This window comes from Stenotrophomonas sp. ZAC14D1_NAIMI4_1, assembly GCF_003086775.1.
Lineage (GTDB): Bacteria > Pseudomonadota > Gammaproteobacteria > Xanthomonadales > Xanthomonadaceae > Stenotrophomonas.
The window spans coordinates 1,765,890-1,780,294 of the sequence record NZ_CP026001.1 but is presented as its reverse complement, the minus strand read 5'-3'; the positions used below and the strand labels follow the sequence as shown (position 1 = coordinate 1,780,294).

Here is a 14,405-nt window from a genome sequence, read left to right as displayed (position 1 = left end):
GACCTTGCTTCGGCGGGTGCCGGGTGCAACCCGGCAGGAAAGCCCCTACCCCCGCAACAGCACGAACGGCAGCAGCACCAGCGCCGCCGCCACGATCATGCCCAGCAACACCAGCACCACGAACACCGGACGACGCCGCAGCAGGCTGCCGAACGTCTCGGCCGTGCCCTCGCGCAGTGCCTGCTCACGCTCGGCGCGCACGCGCACCCCGCGCGCCGCCTGGTACTCGGCCATCAGCGCCTTCGCCCGCGGCTGGTCGCCGTCCTCGCTCAGCCACAGGCCGCCGTTGGAAATGCCCCACGGGCTGGGTTCGGTGCGGTACCAGGCGATGCCATGCTGGTCCAGCAGCGTGCATACATCGGCGTATTCGTCGTCACCGACGTTGCGGAGATTGAGCAGGAGTTTGGCCATGCCCCCATGATACCCGGCGCTGATGCGCTACCCTTGCCGCCCCCGACACCGCCCATCCCGGAGACGCCGATGCGCCGCCTGCTGCTTCCCCTGCTGCTGTCCCTTGTCGCCGCCGGCTGTGCCCGCGAACCGTCCGGTCCGCCGCCGGGTGGCACCCTGGCTACCTTCGAGCGCATCGATACCCAGGTTGGCACCGGCGCCGAAGCCGTGCCCGGGCAGAAGGTGAGCGTGCACTACACCGGCTGGATCTACGACCAGCGCACCGAAAGCAAGCACGGCAAGACCCTCGACAGCTCGGTCGGCCGCGGCGAACCGTTCACCTTCACCCTCGGCGCCGGCCAGGTCATCCGTGGCTGGGATGAAGGCGTGGCCGGCATGAAGGTGGGCGGCAAGCGCACCCTGATGATCCCGCCGGCCTATGGCTATGGCGACCGCGGCGTCGGCCCGATCCCGGCCGGTTCCTCGCTGGTGTTCGATGTCGAGCTGCTCGATGTCAAACCGTAATGCCGCACCGCCGCGCCAGGTCGCCGTCATCGGTGGCGGCCCGGCCGGCCTGTTCGCCGCCGAGCGCCTGCGCGCGGCGGGGCTGGACGTGGACCTGTACGAAGCCAAGGGCTCGCCCGGCCGCAAGTTCCTGATTGCCGGCAAGGGCGGCCTCAACCTGACCCATTCCGACCCGCGCCCGTTGTTCGACAGCCGCTACCGCGAGCAGTCCGCCGCGGTCGGCCGCTGGCTGGACGGCTTCGACGCGCAGGCGCTGCGTGACTGGGCGGCCGGCTTCGGCGTGGAGACCTATGTGGGCAGTTCCGGCCGCGTGTTCCCGGTCGACCGCAAGGCGGCGCCGCTGCTGCGCGGCTGGGTACGGCGGCTGAAGGATCAGGGCGTGCGCCTGCACGCCAACCACCGCTGGATGGGCTGGAGCGATGATGGCGCGTTGTGCTTCAGCACCGCCGACGGCCCGCTGGACGTGCACGCCGACGCCACCGTGCTGGCGCTGGGCGGCGGCAGCTGGCCGCAACTGGGCAGCGATGGCGCCTGGGTCGCGCCGTTGCAGGCGCGCGGCGTGGACATCGCCCCGCTGCAATCGGCCAACTGCGGCTTCGACGTGGACTGGACCCCGTTCTTTGCCCAACGCAATGCCGGTGCACCGCTGAAGGCGGTGGTTGCGCACTGGATCGACCTGCAGGGCCAACCGCAGTCGCTGCAGGGCGAATGCGTGGCCAGCGAATACGGCATCGAAGGCAGCCTGGTCTACGCCCTGGCCGCGGACCTGCGCGAGACCATCAACCGCGAGGGCCACGCCACCCTGTGGCTCGATCTGGTGCCGGGCCGCGATGAAGCGCGCCTGCTGGCCGACCTGTCGCGCCCGCGCAAGGGCCGCAGCTTCGGCGAGCACCTGCGCCGCCAGGCCGGGCTGGATGCGGTGAAAGCCGCATTGGTGTTCGAGCTCCTGGGCAAGGAGGCCGGCAACGATCTGCCGGCCGTGGCAACCACGCTGAAGCGCTTGCCCTTGCGCCTGCAGCGCCCGCGGCCGATGGCCGAGGTGATCAGCACCGCCGGCGGCGTGCGCCTGCAGGCGCTGGATGATGGCCTGATGGTGCGCACCCTGCCCGGCGTGTTCTGTGCCGGCGAGATGCTGGACTGGGAAGCGCCGACCGGCGGTTACCTGCTGACGGCGTGCTATGCCAGTGGCCTGCGCGCGGCCGAAGGCGTCATCGAATGGCTGGCGGGGCGCTGACCCGGGTTTTGTAGAGCCGAGCGTGGGCTCGGCTCTACAGTTTCCGGTGCATGCGCACCGAGGCCAGGGCCACGCCGCTGGGGTGTGGATAGGCCTCCTCGTTTCCGGCGATGAACCCCTGGCGCTGGTAGAACGGCACCGCATTGAGCGATGCCGACAGCACCACGTCGCGCGCGGGGTCGGCCAGCGCCAGCAAGCGCTGCATCAGCGCCTGGCCGATGCCCTGCCCGCCCCTGTCCGGATCGACGAACAGCGCATCGACCTCGTTGCCTTCGGCATCGAACACGCCAAAACCCAGCAGGCCGCCCTGGCTGTCCTCGGCCACCACACAGCCGCCCTGCGCCAGCAGGCGCGCGTACTGCGCCGGCGGCGGCGAGGCCGACCAGGGTGCAATCACGTCGGGTGGGTAATGGCTGCTGCAGGTTTCGCGCACGCAGCGCGTGCGCAGTGCCCACAGCCTCGCTACGTCATCGGCCGTGCCGGTCCTGAACTGCATGATGCATCTCCGTAGAGTCGAGCTTGCTCGACTGCTTTTGTTGATCGAGAAGCAGTCGAGCAAGCTCGACTCTACACAACCGTTACCGTGATTTGCTCGCGCGCAACGCCTGGATGCGCGGCGGCGGCTGGAACGAATCACTGCGCGCTTCAGCCCAGAACGAGTGGAACACTGCGTGGTCCGGCACTTTGTGCAGCAGTTCGCCCGGTTCCAGATAGCGGTACAGCGAGGCCAGCGAACGGATCTCGACAGGCGAAACGCGACGCAGGATGTGCTCCGGGCCAAGCTCGGCCGGGTCGTTGAGGCCGGCGGCGCACAGCAGCTCCTTCAGCGCATGCAGCGTGTGCTCGTGGTAACTGTGCACGCGCGTGGCCTTGTCCGGCGCATCCAGGTGCTTCCAGCGCGCCGGGTTCTGGGTGGCGATGCCGGTCGGGCACTTGTCGGTGTGGCAGCTCAACGACTGGATGCAGCCCAGGGCGAACATGAAGCCGCGGCCGGCGTTGCACCAGTCCGCACCGAGCGCGATGGTGCGGGCGATTTCAAACGCGCTGGTGATCTTGCCGGCCGCACCGATGCGGATGCGCTCACGCAGGTCCAGGCCGACCAGGGTGTTGTGCACCAGCAGCAACGCCTCGTGCATCGGCACGCCCACATGGTCGACGAACTCGGCCGGGGCCGCGCCGGTGCCACCTTCGGCGCCATCGACCACGATGAAATCAGGCAGCAGGCCGGTTTCCTGCATGGCCTTGGCGATGCCGAACCATTCCCACGGATGGCCGATGGCCAGCTTGAAGCCGACCGGCTTGCCACCGGACAGCTCGCGCAGGCGGGCCACGAACTGCAGCAGCTCCACCGGCGTGGAGAACGCCGAATGGCGCGAGGGCGACACGCAGTCCACGCCCATCGGCACGCCGCGGGTGGCAGAGATCTCGGCGGTCACCTTCGGTGCCGGCAGCACGCCGCCGTGGCCGGGCTTGGCGCCCTGCGACAGCTTGATCTCGATCATCCTGACCTGATCCTGGGTGGCATTGGCGATGAAGCGTTCTTCGCTGAAACCGCCCTTCTCGTCGCGGCAGCCGAAGTAGCCCGAGCCGATTTCCCAGACCAGGTCGCCGCCCATCTCGCGGTGGTAGGGCGAAATCGAGCCCTCGCCGGTGTCATGGTAGAAGCCGCCGCGGCGCGCGCCCTCGTTCAGTGCGCGGATCGCGTTGGCCGACAGCGAACCAAAGCTCATCGCCGAGATGTTGAACACGCTGGCCGAATAGGGCTTGGCGCAGGTGGGACCGATCAGCACGCGGAAATCATGCGCGGCGATGGTGGTGGGTGCCAGCGAATGGTTGATCCACTCGTAATCCACCGCATAGGTGCTGCGCAGGGTGCCGAAGGGCACCGTGTCCATTTCGTTCTTGGAGCGCTGGTAGATCAGCGCACGCTGCTGCCGCGAGAACGGCACGTCCTCCAGGTCGCTCTGCACGAAGTACTGGCGGATTTCCGGGCCGATCGATTCCAGGCCGTAGCGGAAGTGCGCCATCACCGGATAGTTGCGGCGCAGGGTGCTGCGCTTCTGCAGCAGGTCCCAGGTGCCCAGCGCCACCATCGCGGCGGTCAGGCCGACGCCCCAGTACCAGGCCGGCCAGATCGTGGCCAGCCACAGGCACAGGGGAAACAGCAGGATGGCGAGCAGGTAGACGATATACCGGTGCATGGCGTTCCTCGGTTGCAACCGCCACAGTCTACCGCGCAGGTGTCTACAGGCGGTCGTCGACCACGCTGCGGGGCCAGGCCGACTTCACGTCGTAGACCAGCCCGCCCGGCGCCAGCAGGGCACGGATGCGCGCTTCATCCAGCGTCTTGAAGCTGGCATGGGCCACCGCCAGCACCACCGCGTCGTAAAGCCCGGCCTGCGGTTCGGCCACCCAGTGCACGTCCGCATCGGCCAGCGCGGCCGGCCCGACCCACGGATCGCTGACCTGCACCTGTGCACCGGCAGACTGCAGGCGCTGGGCCAGTTCCAGCGCACGGCTGTTGCGCAGGTCCGGGCAGTCTTCCTTGAAGGTCACGCCCAGCACCAGGATGCGCGACTGCGCCGCTTCGCGGCCACGCTCGGCCAGCATCGCCAGCACGCGCGTGGCCACGTGTTCGCCGACACGGTTGTTGACCTGCCGCGCGGTGTGGATCAGGTCCGGGTGGTAACCCACGCTCTCGGATTTATGCAGCAGGTAGTACGGGTCCACGCCGATGCAGTGGCCACCGACCAGGCCGGGGCGGAACGGCAGGAAATTCCACTTGCTGCCAGCAGCGTCCAGCACGTCCTGGGTGTCGATGCCAAGGCGATCGAAGATCAGCGCCAGCTCGTTGACCAGGGCGATGTTGACGTCACGCTGGATGTTCTCGACCACCTTGGCCGCTTCGGCCACGCGCATCGACGGCGCCGGGAAGGTGCCGGCGGCGATGATGCGCTGGTACAGGCCATCCACCACCGCGGCCACCGCCGGGGTCGAACCCGAGGTGATCTTGCGGATGTCGGCCAGGCGCCGCTGGCGATCACCGGGGCTGACCCGTTCCGGACTGTAGCCGCAGTAGAAATCTTCGTTGAAGCGCAGCCCCGAGCCCTCTTCCAGCAGCGGCACGCACACTTCCTCGGTGGTGCCGGGGTAGACGGTGGATTCGTAGATGACCAGGTCACCGGCGCGCAGGTGGCCGGCCACCAGCCGCGTGGCCGAGCGCAGCGGCTCCAGGTCCGGCTGCTCGTAGGCATCGATCGGCGTCGGCACGGTGACGATGTAGACGTTGCAGGCATCCAGCTGCGCGGGGTCGCTGCTGTAACGCAGCTGCGTGGCCTCGGCCAGCTCCTCCGCCTCCATCTCCAGGGTGTGGTCCTGGCCACTGCCCAGTTCGGCGATGCGCGCCGCGTCGATGTCGTAGCCGAGGGTGGGAATGTGCCGGCCGAAGGCTACCGCCAGCGGCAGGCCGACGTAGCCCAGCCCGATCACGGCCGGCAGCGGCCGCTGTGCAGCACCGATGGGTGCGCTCATGCGCGATGCCTCGCAGGCAGCGACAGGGTCTGGGTCATCCGGATTTCCGAAGGCAGGCAAGCAGGCCGCCAAGGTTAACCGCTCCGGCGGCGGCGGGCCACGCCCCGCTCAGGAGCCCAGGCTGACGGCAGCCGGCTCCAGTTCTCCATGGCCGCCGGTCCAGGCCTGCAGCAGCAGCGCGAAACCGTGGCTGCACGATGCCGGCGCGTTGTCGAAGCCCTGCCAGGGCGCGGTCACGATGCTGTCCAGGGTGGCCGCATCGATCATGCGGTTGGCCATGGTCCAGCGCGGGAACCAGCGCGACTGCAGGTCGCCGGAGGCCAGTTCGCTGATGCTGCCATGGCGGCGCGCGTTGAGGATGCGCGCATGCACCGATGCCACGCCATCGCGCGGACCTTCGATGTACTGCAGGAAGCGGCTGCCATCGAACATCAGGACACCGGTCACGCCGGCCATGCGGTTGAAGGGCGTCGCGTCGGCCAGCAGCGCATCGAGATCGGGCACTTCCAGCCCTTCCCTGGCCGTACTGACATAGGCAAACGCATGCAACGCCATTTCCCGCTCCCCTTCCCCTGATACGGAGGAATATGACAGGAAGCACGGGGACTTCAAGCGTGGGCTATTCCGGCGGGGCCTCGATCACGTAGCCACGCTGCGTCAGCTCTTCCAGATAGCCCTCACCCAGCAGCTGGCTGACTGGCATCGTCGCAAACGTGGCGGCATGTTTTACCAGCGCTGCGTCGGCTGCCTGCAGCCACCGCGCACGCACCTGCTGCGGCAGGTTGCTCCAGCCGCGGCGGCGCACGAACTCCGAGTCCTGCAGCATCTCGCGGCAGCTCTGCGCCATCGCGGACAAGGGCAGCCGCTTCAGCGCGGCGACATCGCCCAGCGCCCAGGCATTGGCACGCTCGCGCAGCACCGGCGCCTGGAATTCCACCGTGTCGAGCGTCCGTTCGAAGCACGCACGATCATCCACTTCCGAGGCCTGCAGTTCCTTCAGCGCACCACGCAGGTCATCGATCTTCAGCTTGACCTGCACGTCCTCCGGTTCCAGGTCGCGGGCCTTGTAGGCCCGCTTGAGCGCCTCCTTGACCTGCTTGCTGTCGCGCAGGCCATTGCGCTTGAGGAACGCCTGGTAAAGCCGGCCGGAGGCCACCAGCGGGCGATCCTTCTCCACGCCACGATCGTTGCCCAGGTAGGTCTGCTTCAGCCCCGACCAGCGTGCATAGGTCGGTGCAGGCAGCACCTGGTCCAGCGTGCGTCCCTGCGGGTCACGCGCGGTCTTCTTCGCCAGCGGCAGCAACGTCAGCCCCTTGAAGAAGCCGATCTTCGCGTCCAGGCCGAAGCCCGGATCGCCCAGCACATGATCGACGCCGGCGATGGTGCGTTCGACCTCGTCCGATCGCCATTCCATGCGCGCCGGCAGCGGCGACACCGTGCCGAGGATCCACAGCACGTGACCCTGCGGGCCGGTCACTTTCCACAGGCCCGGGCCGGGTTGTTCGCCGGTCACCTGCACCGTGTCGAGGTCGACCACCGCTTCAGCCGGTGGCGGCGCCGGCTGTGCCGACAGCGGGCCAGCCACCAGACACGCGGCCAACATCAGCGCGCACCGCATCCATCGCCTGCCACGTCCGTGCATGTCGCCATTCCTGGGAGAGTTGGCGGACTGTACCCAGCGCTGCAGCCGGTTGCGTAAAGGCGGTGTTATCCGCCGGCATGGGCAGCGATTCCGTTACAATCGGCGCGCGCTGCAAGGCCCGGATGGCGAAACTGGTAGACGCATCGGACTTAAAATCCGCCGGGGGCAACCCCATGCCGGTTCGATTCCGGCTCCGGGCACCACTCCAGTCAAGGACCGACAACGATGCGAGCACTCCGCCCCTGGCTGGCGCTGCTGGCGGCTACGGCTGCCCTGGGCGCTACGGCCGCCCCACCCGCGCCGCTGCCGGTACTGAAAGTCGCTCCAGCAAGCGCACGCACCCTCTCGCCGCAGCTCAGCGCTTCGCGCATTACCGGGGTGCGCCGGCTGCACACGGCCGCCCTGCTGCAGCGCCAGTGCGACCCTGACGACAGCCTGGTGCGCCAGCACGACCAGGCCTTCGCGCTCGATGCGCATCGCGAGCTGGTCTTCATCGGCTGTCAGGCGGGTGCCTACAACGCCAACGTGGTGGTGTTCGTGGTGGACCATGGCAACCTCGCCACCGCCCACGCCCTGCACTTCGCCGTGGCCGGCGCACCAGCCATCGCCGACGACGCGCCAGCGTTCGAACTGCAGCGCCTCGGCTGGCCGCGCTTCGATCCGGTCAGCCAGCGATTGACCGAAACCACCTTCTACCGGGGCATCGGCGATTGCGGGCACGCGGCGAGCTGGCGATGGGACGGCGCCGTGTTCCAGCCCGAGACCGTGCAGCTGCAGGCCGACTGCAATGGCGGCCCGTCCGGTGACTGGCCTACCGTGTGGCGCACGGCCAGCAGCCCTGGGAACGTGGCGCGCGACTTCGGCCCGGCGCGCGGCGATTCCGGGCCGCGCTGACAACCAATCTTCAGATCGCCCGCGAATAGCGCGGTTGCTCCTGCGCTGCGCGCAGATACGGATCGAAGCACATCGCCAGCAGGCGCAGCAGCGGCCGCCCGGGCTCACTGGTGCGCACCACGCCCTCGCTGTATTCGGCCAGGCCGTCCTGCTGCAGGCGCTGCACGGCCTGCAGGTCCTGCGCGAAGTACTCCTCGAACTGCACGCCATGGCGCCGGCCCAGCGCGCGCCCATCCACCTCGCCCTGGCACATCAGCTGCTGGATCAGCTCGGCGCGCAGCTGGTCATCCTCGCTGAGCGCGACGCCGCGCCAGACCGGCAGCTGGCCCTGGTCCACCGCCGCCTCCCACGATGGCAGGTCACGCGGGTTCTGGCTGTAGGTCGCGCCCACGTGGCTGATGGCGCTGACGCCCAGGCCCAGCAGGTCGGTGTCGGCATGGGTGGTATAGCCCATGAAGTTGCGATGCAGCTGGCCGGCACGCTGCGCGCGCGACAGGTCTTCCTCGGGCAGCGCGAAGTGGTCCATGCCGATGTACTGGTAGCCGGCTGCCGAGAGGCGCTGCACCGCCAGCCCGAGCAGGGCCAGCTTGTCTTCCGGTGAAGGCAGCCGGCGTTCGTCGATCTGCCGCTGCGCGCGGAACAGGTGCGGCAGATGCGCGTAGCCATACACCGCCAGGCGGTCCGGGCGCAGGGCCAGCACCAGTTCCAGGGTGCGGCCGAAGCCTTCCAGGTTCTGTCCGGGCAGGCCGTAGATCAGATCCACGTTGACCGAGCGCATGCCGCTGTCCCGGCAGGCACGCAGGATGTCCAGCGTCTGCCGCACGCCCTGCACGCGGTTGATCGATTCCTGCACCTGCGGGTCGAAATCCTGCACGCCCAGGCTGGCACGGTTGAAACCCAGCCGTGCCAGCATCGCCACGTCACCGGCGTCGATGAAACGCGGGTCCAGTTCGATGGAGAAATCGCGCTGTGACAAGTCACTGAAATCGAAGCGCCTGCGCAGCCCTTCCACCAGCGTGGTCATTGCCTCGGCGTCGAGGAAATTGGGCGTGCCGCCGCCCAGGTGCAGCTGGATCACTTCGCGCCCGTCATCGAACTGCGGTGCCAGCAGGTCGGCTTCGGCCAGGACCCGCGCCACATAGCTGTGGCCGCGGCCGCGATCCCGGGTGATCACCCGGTTGCAGCCGCAGTAGAAACATGGGCTGGAACAGAACGGCACATGCACGTACAGCGACAGCGCGCGCGCCTGCTGGTTGCTGTCGGCGATCGCCTGGCGCAGGGCCGACGCATCGAACCCATCGTGGAAGTGCGGCGCGGTCGGGTAGGAGGTGTAGCGCGGTCCCGGCCGGTCATGCCGGCGCAGCAGATCGGGGTCGAAGGTCCAGGCCAGGCCACCAGCAGCGGGAGAGTACGTGTCCATGGCGCCAGCATCGCGCTGGCGCGACGCGACCGCCTTGACCTGGATCAATCCTGGCCGCGAACGCCCAGCACCGGCAGGCCCACCTGCGGCCAGCGCAGCATCTGGTACCGGCGCCAGAAGGTTTCGGCGATGCGCTTGGCGACATCGTCGGCCAGGGCCTGCATCGGCGGGTTGCCGCACTCGGCGGTGGTGATGTGGAACAGCACCAGCCAGCGGTCGAACAGGTCCTTGTCCAGCGCGATGGCCATGTGCTTGGACATCGGCGAACCACTGAAACGGCGGGTGCCGCGCAGCATCGCCGACCAGAAATCGACCAGCTGGGCCAGGTGCGAAGGCCAGTCATGCACATGCCCCTCGAACACCGGCCCCAGCCGCTCCTCCTCGCGCACCCGCGCATAGAAGTCGTGGACCAGGCGAGTCACCTCCTCCTCGCTGCACAGCTCAAGGGAGGCAACGGGAAGTTCGGTCGGGGTTGCTGCGTTCATCGGGTTACCCAGTACGGATCGGCAGTGTGCCGAAGGCGGCGGCTGCCGCTGTTGATCCAGATCAATGTCGAGGCGGGCAGGCACGCCTAGGCTGGCGCGCTTGCAGGACGCACGCCCTGCGGATGCTGCGCCGCCCAGCGCGAAGTATACGCGCCGCCCTCTTCCTCAGACCTGGGACCGCATGAACACACCGTCTTCCAGCCGCCGCCAGCGGCTGATCCAGCACTGGGGCGCGATCCTCTGGCCCAGCTTCATCGCCGCCGGCGTGGCCAGCGTTGTGTTCTTCGCCTTCGTCGATCCCCTGCAACTGCAGGCCATCAGCTTCCCCGCCAGCGTGATCAGCCGCGAGCTGGGCTACACCGCGGGCTTCTTCATGTTCTGGGCGGTCACGGCGCTGTCCAGCGCGGTGACCGGCTACCTGCTGCGGCCGATGGGCGACGGCGACGACGACGAGCTGCCCCTGGGATGAGCTGCGCCGCGCCCTCCCTGCCCCGTCCCTGGCGCTGGCGTGGCGCCCTCAGCGCCGTCCTGCTGGCGCTGTTCCATCTGCTGCCCTGGCTGCGCTGGAACGGGCGCCAGGCGTTGCTGCTGGACCTTGCCGCGCGCCGCTTCGACCTGTTTGGCTGGACCCTGTGGCCCGATGACGTCGGCGTGCTGCTGGGCCTGCTGGCGGTGCTTGCGGTGAGCCTGGCGCTGCTGACCCACCTCGCCGGGCGGGTCTGGTGTGGCCATGCCTGCCCGCAGACGCTGTGGATGCGGGCCTTCGATGGCATCGCCCGCGCGCTGTCGCGACAGCTGCCCCCGCGCGTGGCCACGGTCGCGACCCGGCTGTGCTGGGTCCTGCTCTCGCTGTGGACCGGCATCACCTTCGTCGGCCTGTTCAGCCCCATCCACGGCCTGTTTGGCCTGCCTGCTGCAAGCGGCTGGACTGGCTGGAAAGCCTTCTGGGTGCTGTTCTATGCCGCAGCCACCTACGGCAATGCGGGCTTCCTGCGCGAACAGGTGTGCCGTTCGCTGTGCCCGTTCGCGCGCCTGCAGCCACTGCTGACCGATCCGCATACGCCGCGCATGCTCTACGACGCCCGCCGTGGCGAACCGCGCGGCGCGCGGCCTGCCGCCCTGGGTGGCGTGCTCGGTCGCGGCCGTGGCCTGCTCGACCCGACAACGGCACAGGACTACGTATTCCGCGCCGCCCATCCGCTGCTGGCCGGGCCGATGCCCACCTTCAGTGCGGACCGGCTGGGGGATTGCACCGATTGCGCGGCGTGCGTGACCGCCTGCCCGATGCAGCTGGATATCCGCCATGGGCCACAGGCCGATTGCCTTGCCTGCGGCGCCTGCCTGGAAGCGTGCGCGCAGCAGCAGCACCGTGCCGGCTTCGGCGAAGGGCTGGTGCGCTACTGCAGTCCGCAGTCCATGGCCGGGCAGGCGCGCCGCCGGTGGCGCACACGCACCACCGCGCTGGCATCGCTGCTGTTGGCCCTGCTGGCCTGCGGCGCCTGGCGCCTGTGCTGACTCAGCGCGGGCGCCCGCCGTCCGGCGGCACCAGCTGCGCACGGCGGACGATGCCGAGCTGCTCGATGATCAGCGCCAGATCATTGGTGACTTCGGTACGCTCGGTTCCCTGCGGAACCAGGCGGTCAAGCACCTGCTGGTAGGTATCCCAGAACGCCGGACCGCATCCGTGTTTGTGGTAACTGGCTTCCAGTTCGCGGCGTACCCGTTCAGCCAAGCCATGCATGCCGTATTCCATACGACCTCCGTTGGACTTGTCCTGCATCGTTGACGGTCAACCGATCCACTTGCGTGCTACTGAAAGACTCCCGGTCTTCACGGCCGATTGATGCCAATTAGTCATAATTTTCACGACAGGTCAATTACAGGGGGCGACTTTTGTGATTGAAATTATTAATCGTTCATGATGCGAGAGGCGTCACTGCCTCACCCCCGGGTCGCGCCAAAGCCGACACCGGCGCCCGCTCCGGACCTGCCGTCCACCCGTCGTCCCGTTGTCCCGTTGTCCCGTTGTCCCGTTGTCCATCGAATTCGCCTATTGCGATAAGCACGCTTAACAAAATGGGTGGACCGATCCGGATGCGACATTTTCGGTCGTTAATCAGACCGATTCTGCCTGATTGCTCTTTTCCGCCGGGAACAGATCCGGATAACGCTGTTGCAGCATGTAGCGCCGCAGCGCGGGAATCGGAACGTCGCCGGGCCATTGCGAGACAGCGGATCTGCTGATTCCAAAGAGCCTGGCCAGCTCAGCGTCGGTGCCCAGGCCCAGCCGCATGCGCACGTGACGCTTGCACCACTTTTCGTCCATTTTCGATCTCTTTCGTCATCAGACTTATTTTGGTGGCAAGGATTCTTTTGAATCCACGCGTTAAGCTGGCTTGCATAGATGAATACTCTTGGACAACGACTCGCCGCCGCCATGAAGGACGCCGGGCATACCCGCCCGGCTCACCTGGCCCGCGCCGCGAAAAGCACCACGGCCACCGTCAGCAACTGGCTCAACGACAACGTCAAAGCCGACCACGTAAAAGCCGAACAGCTCTTCCGCATCGCCGATGCGGTGAAGATGGATCCACGCGAGCTGCTGTTCGGTCCGGTCGATGGCGCAGTGGGCGAACGTGGCACCGCCTACATGTACCTGCCCAGCGAGGCGTATCTGGATGTCTGGGAAACGGCCTATGAAATGGTGGCCAACATCCTGGCCCGGCGCGGGCTCGACGTTGGTTTCCGGCGGCAGGCATCGCTGGGGTTGATGGCCAACGACCTGCTGCGCGAAGGCATCAGCCGCAGCAAGGTGGCCCGCGTGGTGGCGACCGCCCTGCCCTGACCGTTCCTGCGCAGGGCAGCCTGTCGCTGGTAGCATGGACGGTGATGGGGATGGGGCTCCCCCGATAACCGCCTTTGATGGCTGATGGCTCCTGTTGTTGACGAACCCGGCGTTCGTCGATGGCAGGCCGTGCCCGCCATTGCGTACGCCGTCGATCCTGCGAACCAGCACTCGAGGCAAACGATGCAAGCACTGAACAACTATGTCCTGGTCTTCCTGGGGGGCGGCGCGGGCGCGTGCCTGCGCCACGCCTGCAACCTGCTCGGCGCGCGGGTTGCGGTTGGCAGCCCGTGGCCCTGGTCCACCTTCCTCATCAACATCAGCGGCGCGCTGTTGATGGGCGTGGTGGTGGAGGCGTTCGCCCTGCGCAACGGTGCATCACCGCAGCTGCGGCTGCTGCTGACCACCGGCATCCTCGGTGGCTACACGACGTTCTCCACCTACTCGCTGGAAATCGGCCTGCTGCTGCAGCGCGGCCAGCATGGGCTGGCCGCCCTGTATGCCGGCGGTTCGGTCGCACTCGGCCTGGCCGGCCTCTTCGGCGGCATGAAGCTGGCCCGGCTGGTGATGGGCTGATCGCTCAGGCGGCGCTGGCGCGATCCTGATCGCGCCACTGCCGTGGCGACTGCCCGGTGTGCGCCTTGAATGCACGTGACAGCGCAGCCTCGCTGCCGTAGCCGACATCGTCGGCAATGCGCTTCAGCGGGCGGCCCTGGCGCAGCGCCTGCTGGGCCAGGCTGACGCGCCAGCCCTGCAGGTACTGGCCGGGCGTGGTCCCCATCGCCTCGCGGAAGCTGGCGGCGAACACACTGCGCGACATCCCTGCGGTTTCGGCCAGGTCCTCCAGCGTCCAGGCCTGCGACGGCGCCTCGTGCATGGCCACCAGGGCCAGCCGCAGGCGCGGGTGGCCAAGCCCGGCGAACAGGCCGCCGCGCATCTGCCCGCCTTCCATCAACTGGCGCAGCACCTGGATCATCACCACCTCGAACAGTCGGTTGACCATCACCGTGCGCCCGCAGCGCTGCTCGAAGGCTTCCTCGAACAACAGGTCCAGCGCGGCGCTGCCGCCATACAGATCGGCCAACGGCATGCAGATGAAATCCGGCAGGGCCGCGCTGATCGGATTGAGCCGGCCGCCTTCGAAATGCAGATTGGCGCAGGCCATGTCGGCGCCGTGCTGCGGATCGGTGCTGAAGCGGTGCGGCATCGGCCGTGGGTACAGCAGCAGGCTCGGCGCATCCACCTGCACGGTCTGCTGGCCATGGCTGACCTGCACCGGCCCGCGCCGCACCAGATGCAGCTGGCCAGCCTCGTCCTCGCCCTGCAGGCTGTTGATGCCACACAGCGCGCCGGCATGGAACACCGAGGCATTGACCGCGAAACGTTCCAGCAGGATGGCAAGGCGGTCGACCATGGCAGGACTCCAGATCAAGCAGATG

18 protein-coding genes, 1 tRNA gene and 1 riboswitch are annotated in these 14,405 nt (G+C 68.0%); of the genes, 8 read left to right on the top strand and 11 right to left on the bottom strand.

From position 1 onward, the window contains the following. Positions 1 to 45: 45 nt before the first annotated feature. Positions 46 to 411 (bottom strand): DUF6164 family protein, encoded by a 366-nt coding sequence (locus C1927_RS08340; RefSeq protein ID WP_079221417.1) that lies wholly within the window; start codon positions 409 to 411, stop codon positions 46 to 48. Positions 412 to 480: 69 nt separating this feature from the next. Between C1927_RS08340 and C1927_RS08335 the strand changes: the two genes are divergently transcribed. Both C1927_RS08335 and C1927_RS08330 read left to right on the top strand, forming a co-directional pair. After that, positions 481 to 915, top strand: coding sequence for an FKBP-type peptidyl-prolyl cis-trans isomerase (locus C1927_RS08335; protein ID WP_108746428.1), 435 nt, complete (start codon positions 481 to 483; stop codon positions 913 to 915). After that, positions 902 to 2,149, top strand: coding sequence for a TIGR03862 family flavoprotein (locus tag C1927_RS08330; RefSeq protein ID WP_108746427.1), 1,248 nt, complete (start codon positions 902 to 904; stop codon positions 2,147 to 2,149). Before C1927_RS08335 ends, C1927_RS08330 begins: the two co-directional genes overlap by 14 nt. A 34-nt stretch (positions 2,150 to 2,183) precedes the next feature. On the opposite strand, the gene C1927_RS08325 is transcribed toward C1927_RS08330, so the two are convergent. The 5 genes from C1927_RS08325 to C1927_RS08305 all read right to left on the bottom strand — a co-directional run bounded on the left by C1927_RS08325 (position 2,184) and on the right by C1927_RS08305 (position 7,283). Further along, positions 2,184 to 2,645 (bottom strand): GNAT family N-acetyltransferase, encoded by a 462-nt coding sequence (locus tag C1927_RS08325; protein WP_108746426.1) that lies wholly within the window; start codon positions 2,643 to 2,645, stop codon positions 2,184 to 2,186. Between the two features lie 82 nt (positions 2,646 to 2,727). Beyond that, complete coding sequence (locus C1927_RS08320) at positions 2,728 to 4,350, bottom strand: FMN-binding glutamate synthase family protein (RefSeq protein ID WP_079221413.1); 1,623 nt, start codon at positions 4,348 to 4,350, stop codon at positions 2,728 to 2,730. A 43-nt stretch (positions 4,351 to 4,393) separates the two neighbouring features. Continuing rightward, the gene (locus C1927_RS08315) at positions 4,394 to 5,680 is read right to left on the bottom strand and encodes a nucleotide sugar dehydrogenase (protein WP_079221412.1); all 1,287 of its coding nucleotides are present in this window, start codon (positions 5,678 to 5,680) and stop codon (positions 4,394 to 4,396) included. 108 nt (positions 5,681 to 5,788) lie between these two features. Next, positions 5,789 to 6,235, bottom strand: coding sequence for a BLUF domain-containing protein (locus C1927_RS08310; RefSeq protein WP_079221411.1), 447 nt, complete (start codon positions 6,233 to 6,235; stop codon positions 5,789 to 5,791). A gap of 64 nt (positions 6,236 to 6,299) precedes the next feature. Next, positions 6,300 to 7,283, bottom strand: coding sequence for a TraB/GumN family protein (locus C1927_RS08305; protein ID WP_159095334.1), 984 nt, complete (start codon positions 7,281 to 7,283; stop codon positions 6,300 to 6,302). A 155-nt stretch (positions 7,284 to 7,438) separates the two neighbouring features. On the opposite strand from C1927_RS08305, the gene C1927_RS08300 reads away from it, so the two are divergent. Both C1927_RS08300 and C1927_RS08295 read left to right on the top strand, forming a co-directional pair. Continuing rightward, positions 7,439 to 7,525 (top strand) — tRNA-Leu (locus C1927_RS08300). A gap of 22 nt (positions 7,526 to 7,547) precedes the next feature. Then, positions 7,548 to 8,216 carry a DUF1176 domain-containing protein gene (locus C1927_RS08295; RefSeq protein ID WP_108746424.1) on the top strand — a complete coding sequence of 223 codons (669 nt, stop codon included), beginning with the start codon at positions 7,548 to 7,550 and terminating at the stop codon, positions 8,214 to 8,216. Positions 8,217 to 8,226: 10 nt separating this feature from the next. Here C1927_RS08295 and hemN read toward each other — a convergent pair whose 3' ends face one another. Both hemN and C1927_RS08285 read right to left on the bottom strand, forming a co-directional pair. After that, complete coding sequence (gene hemN / locus C1927_RS08290; protein ID WP_108747801.1) at positions 8,227 to 9,636, bottom strand: oxygen-independent coproporphyrinogen III oxidase; 1,410 nt, start codon at positions 9,634 to 9,636, stop codon at positions 8,227 to 8,229. Between the two features lie 44 nt (positions 9,637 to 9,680). Beyond that, positions 9,681 to 10,121: a group III truncated hemoglobin gene (locus C1927_RS08285; RefSeq protein ID WP_108746423.1), complete on the bottom strand. Its 441-nt coding sequence runs from the start codon at positions 10,119 to 10,121 to the stop codon at positions 9,681 to 9,683. A 181-nt stretch (positions 10,122 to 10,302) separates the two neighbouring features. Between C1927_RS08285 and C1927_RS08280 the strand changes: the two genes are divergently transcribed. After that, positions 10,303 to 10,590: a hypothetical protein gene (locus C1927_RS08280; protein WP_108746422.1), complete on the top strand. Its 288-nt coding sequence runs from the start codon at positions 10,303 to 10,305 to the stop codon at positions 10,588 to 10,590. Then, positions 10,587 to 11,636: a 4Fe-4S dicluster domain-containing protein gene (locus tag C1927_RS08275; RefSeq protein WP_108746421.1), complete on the top strand. Its 1,050-nt coding sequence runs from the start codon at positions 10,587 to 10,589 to the stop codon at positions 11,634 to 11,636. The genes C1927_RS08280 and C1927_RS08275 overlap by 4 nt, the downstream gene beginning before the upstream one ends. Position 11,637: 1 nt before the next feature. Here C1927_RS08275 and C1927_RS08270 read toward each other — a convergent pair whose 3' ends face one another. Both C1927_RS08270 and C1927_RS08265 read right to left on the bottom strand, forming a co-directional pair. Next, the gene (locus C1927_RS08270) at positions 11,638 to 11,874 is read right to left on the bottom strand and encodes a hypothetical protein (protein ID WP_079221405.1); all 237 of its coding nucleotides are present in this window, start codon (positions 11,872 to 11,874) and stop codon (positions 11,638 to 11,640) included. 363 nt (positions 11,875 to 12,237) lie between these two features. Beyond that, the gene (locus tag C1927_RS08265) at positions 12,238 to 12,447 is read right to left on the bottom strand and encodes a hypothetical protein (protein WP_079221404.1); all 210 of its coding nucleotides are present in this window, start codon (positions 12,445 to 12,447) and stop codon (positions 12,238 to 12,240) included. A gap of 78 nt (positions 12,448 to 12,525) precedes the next feature. On the opposite strand from C1927_RS08265, the gene C1927_RS08260 reads away from it, so the two are divergent. Both C1927_RS08260 and crcB read left to right on the top strand, forming a co-directional pair. Next, on the top strand, positions 12,526 to 12,966 hold the full coding sequence (locus C1927_RS08260) for a helix-turn-helix domain-containing protein (protein ID WP_234458485.1): 441 nt from the start codon (positions 12,526 to 12,528) through the stop codon (positions 12,964 to 12,966). Between the two features lie 37 nt (positions 12,967 to 13,003). After that, a riboswitch (Fluoride riboswitch) is annotated at positions 13,004 to 13,067 on the top strand. A gap of 82 nt (positions 13,068 to 13,149) precedes the next feature. After that, entirely contained in the window at positions 13,150 to 13,542 is a 393-nt protein-coding gene (gene crcB / locus C1927_RS08255; protein ID WP_079221402.1) for a fluoride efflux transporter CrcB, read from the top strand. A 4-nt stretch (positions 13,543 to 13,546) separates the two neighbouring features. Here crcB and C1927_RS08250 read toward each other — a convergent pair whose 3' ends face one another. After that, positions 13,547 to 14,380 (bottom strand): AraC family transcriptional regulator, encoded by an 834-nt coding sequence (locus C1927_RS08250; RefSeq protein WP_079221401.1) that lies wholly within the window; start codon positions 14,378 to 14,380, stop codon positions 13,547 to 13,549. Positions 14,381 to 14,405 lie beyond the last annotated feature (25 nt).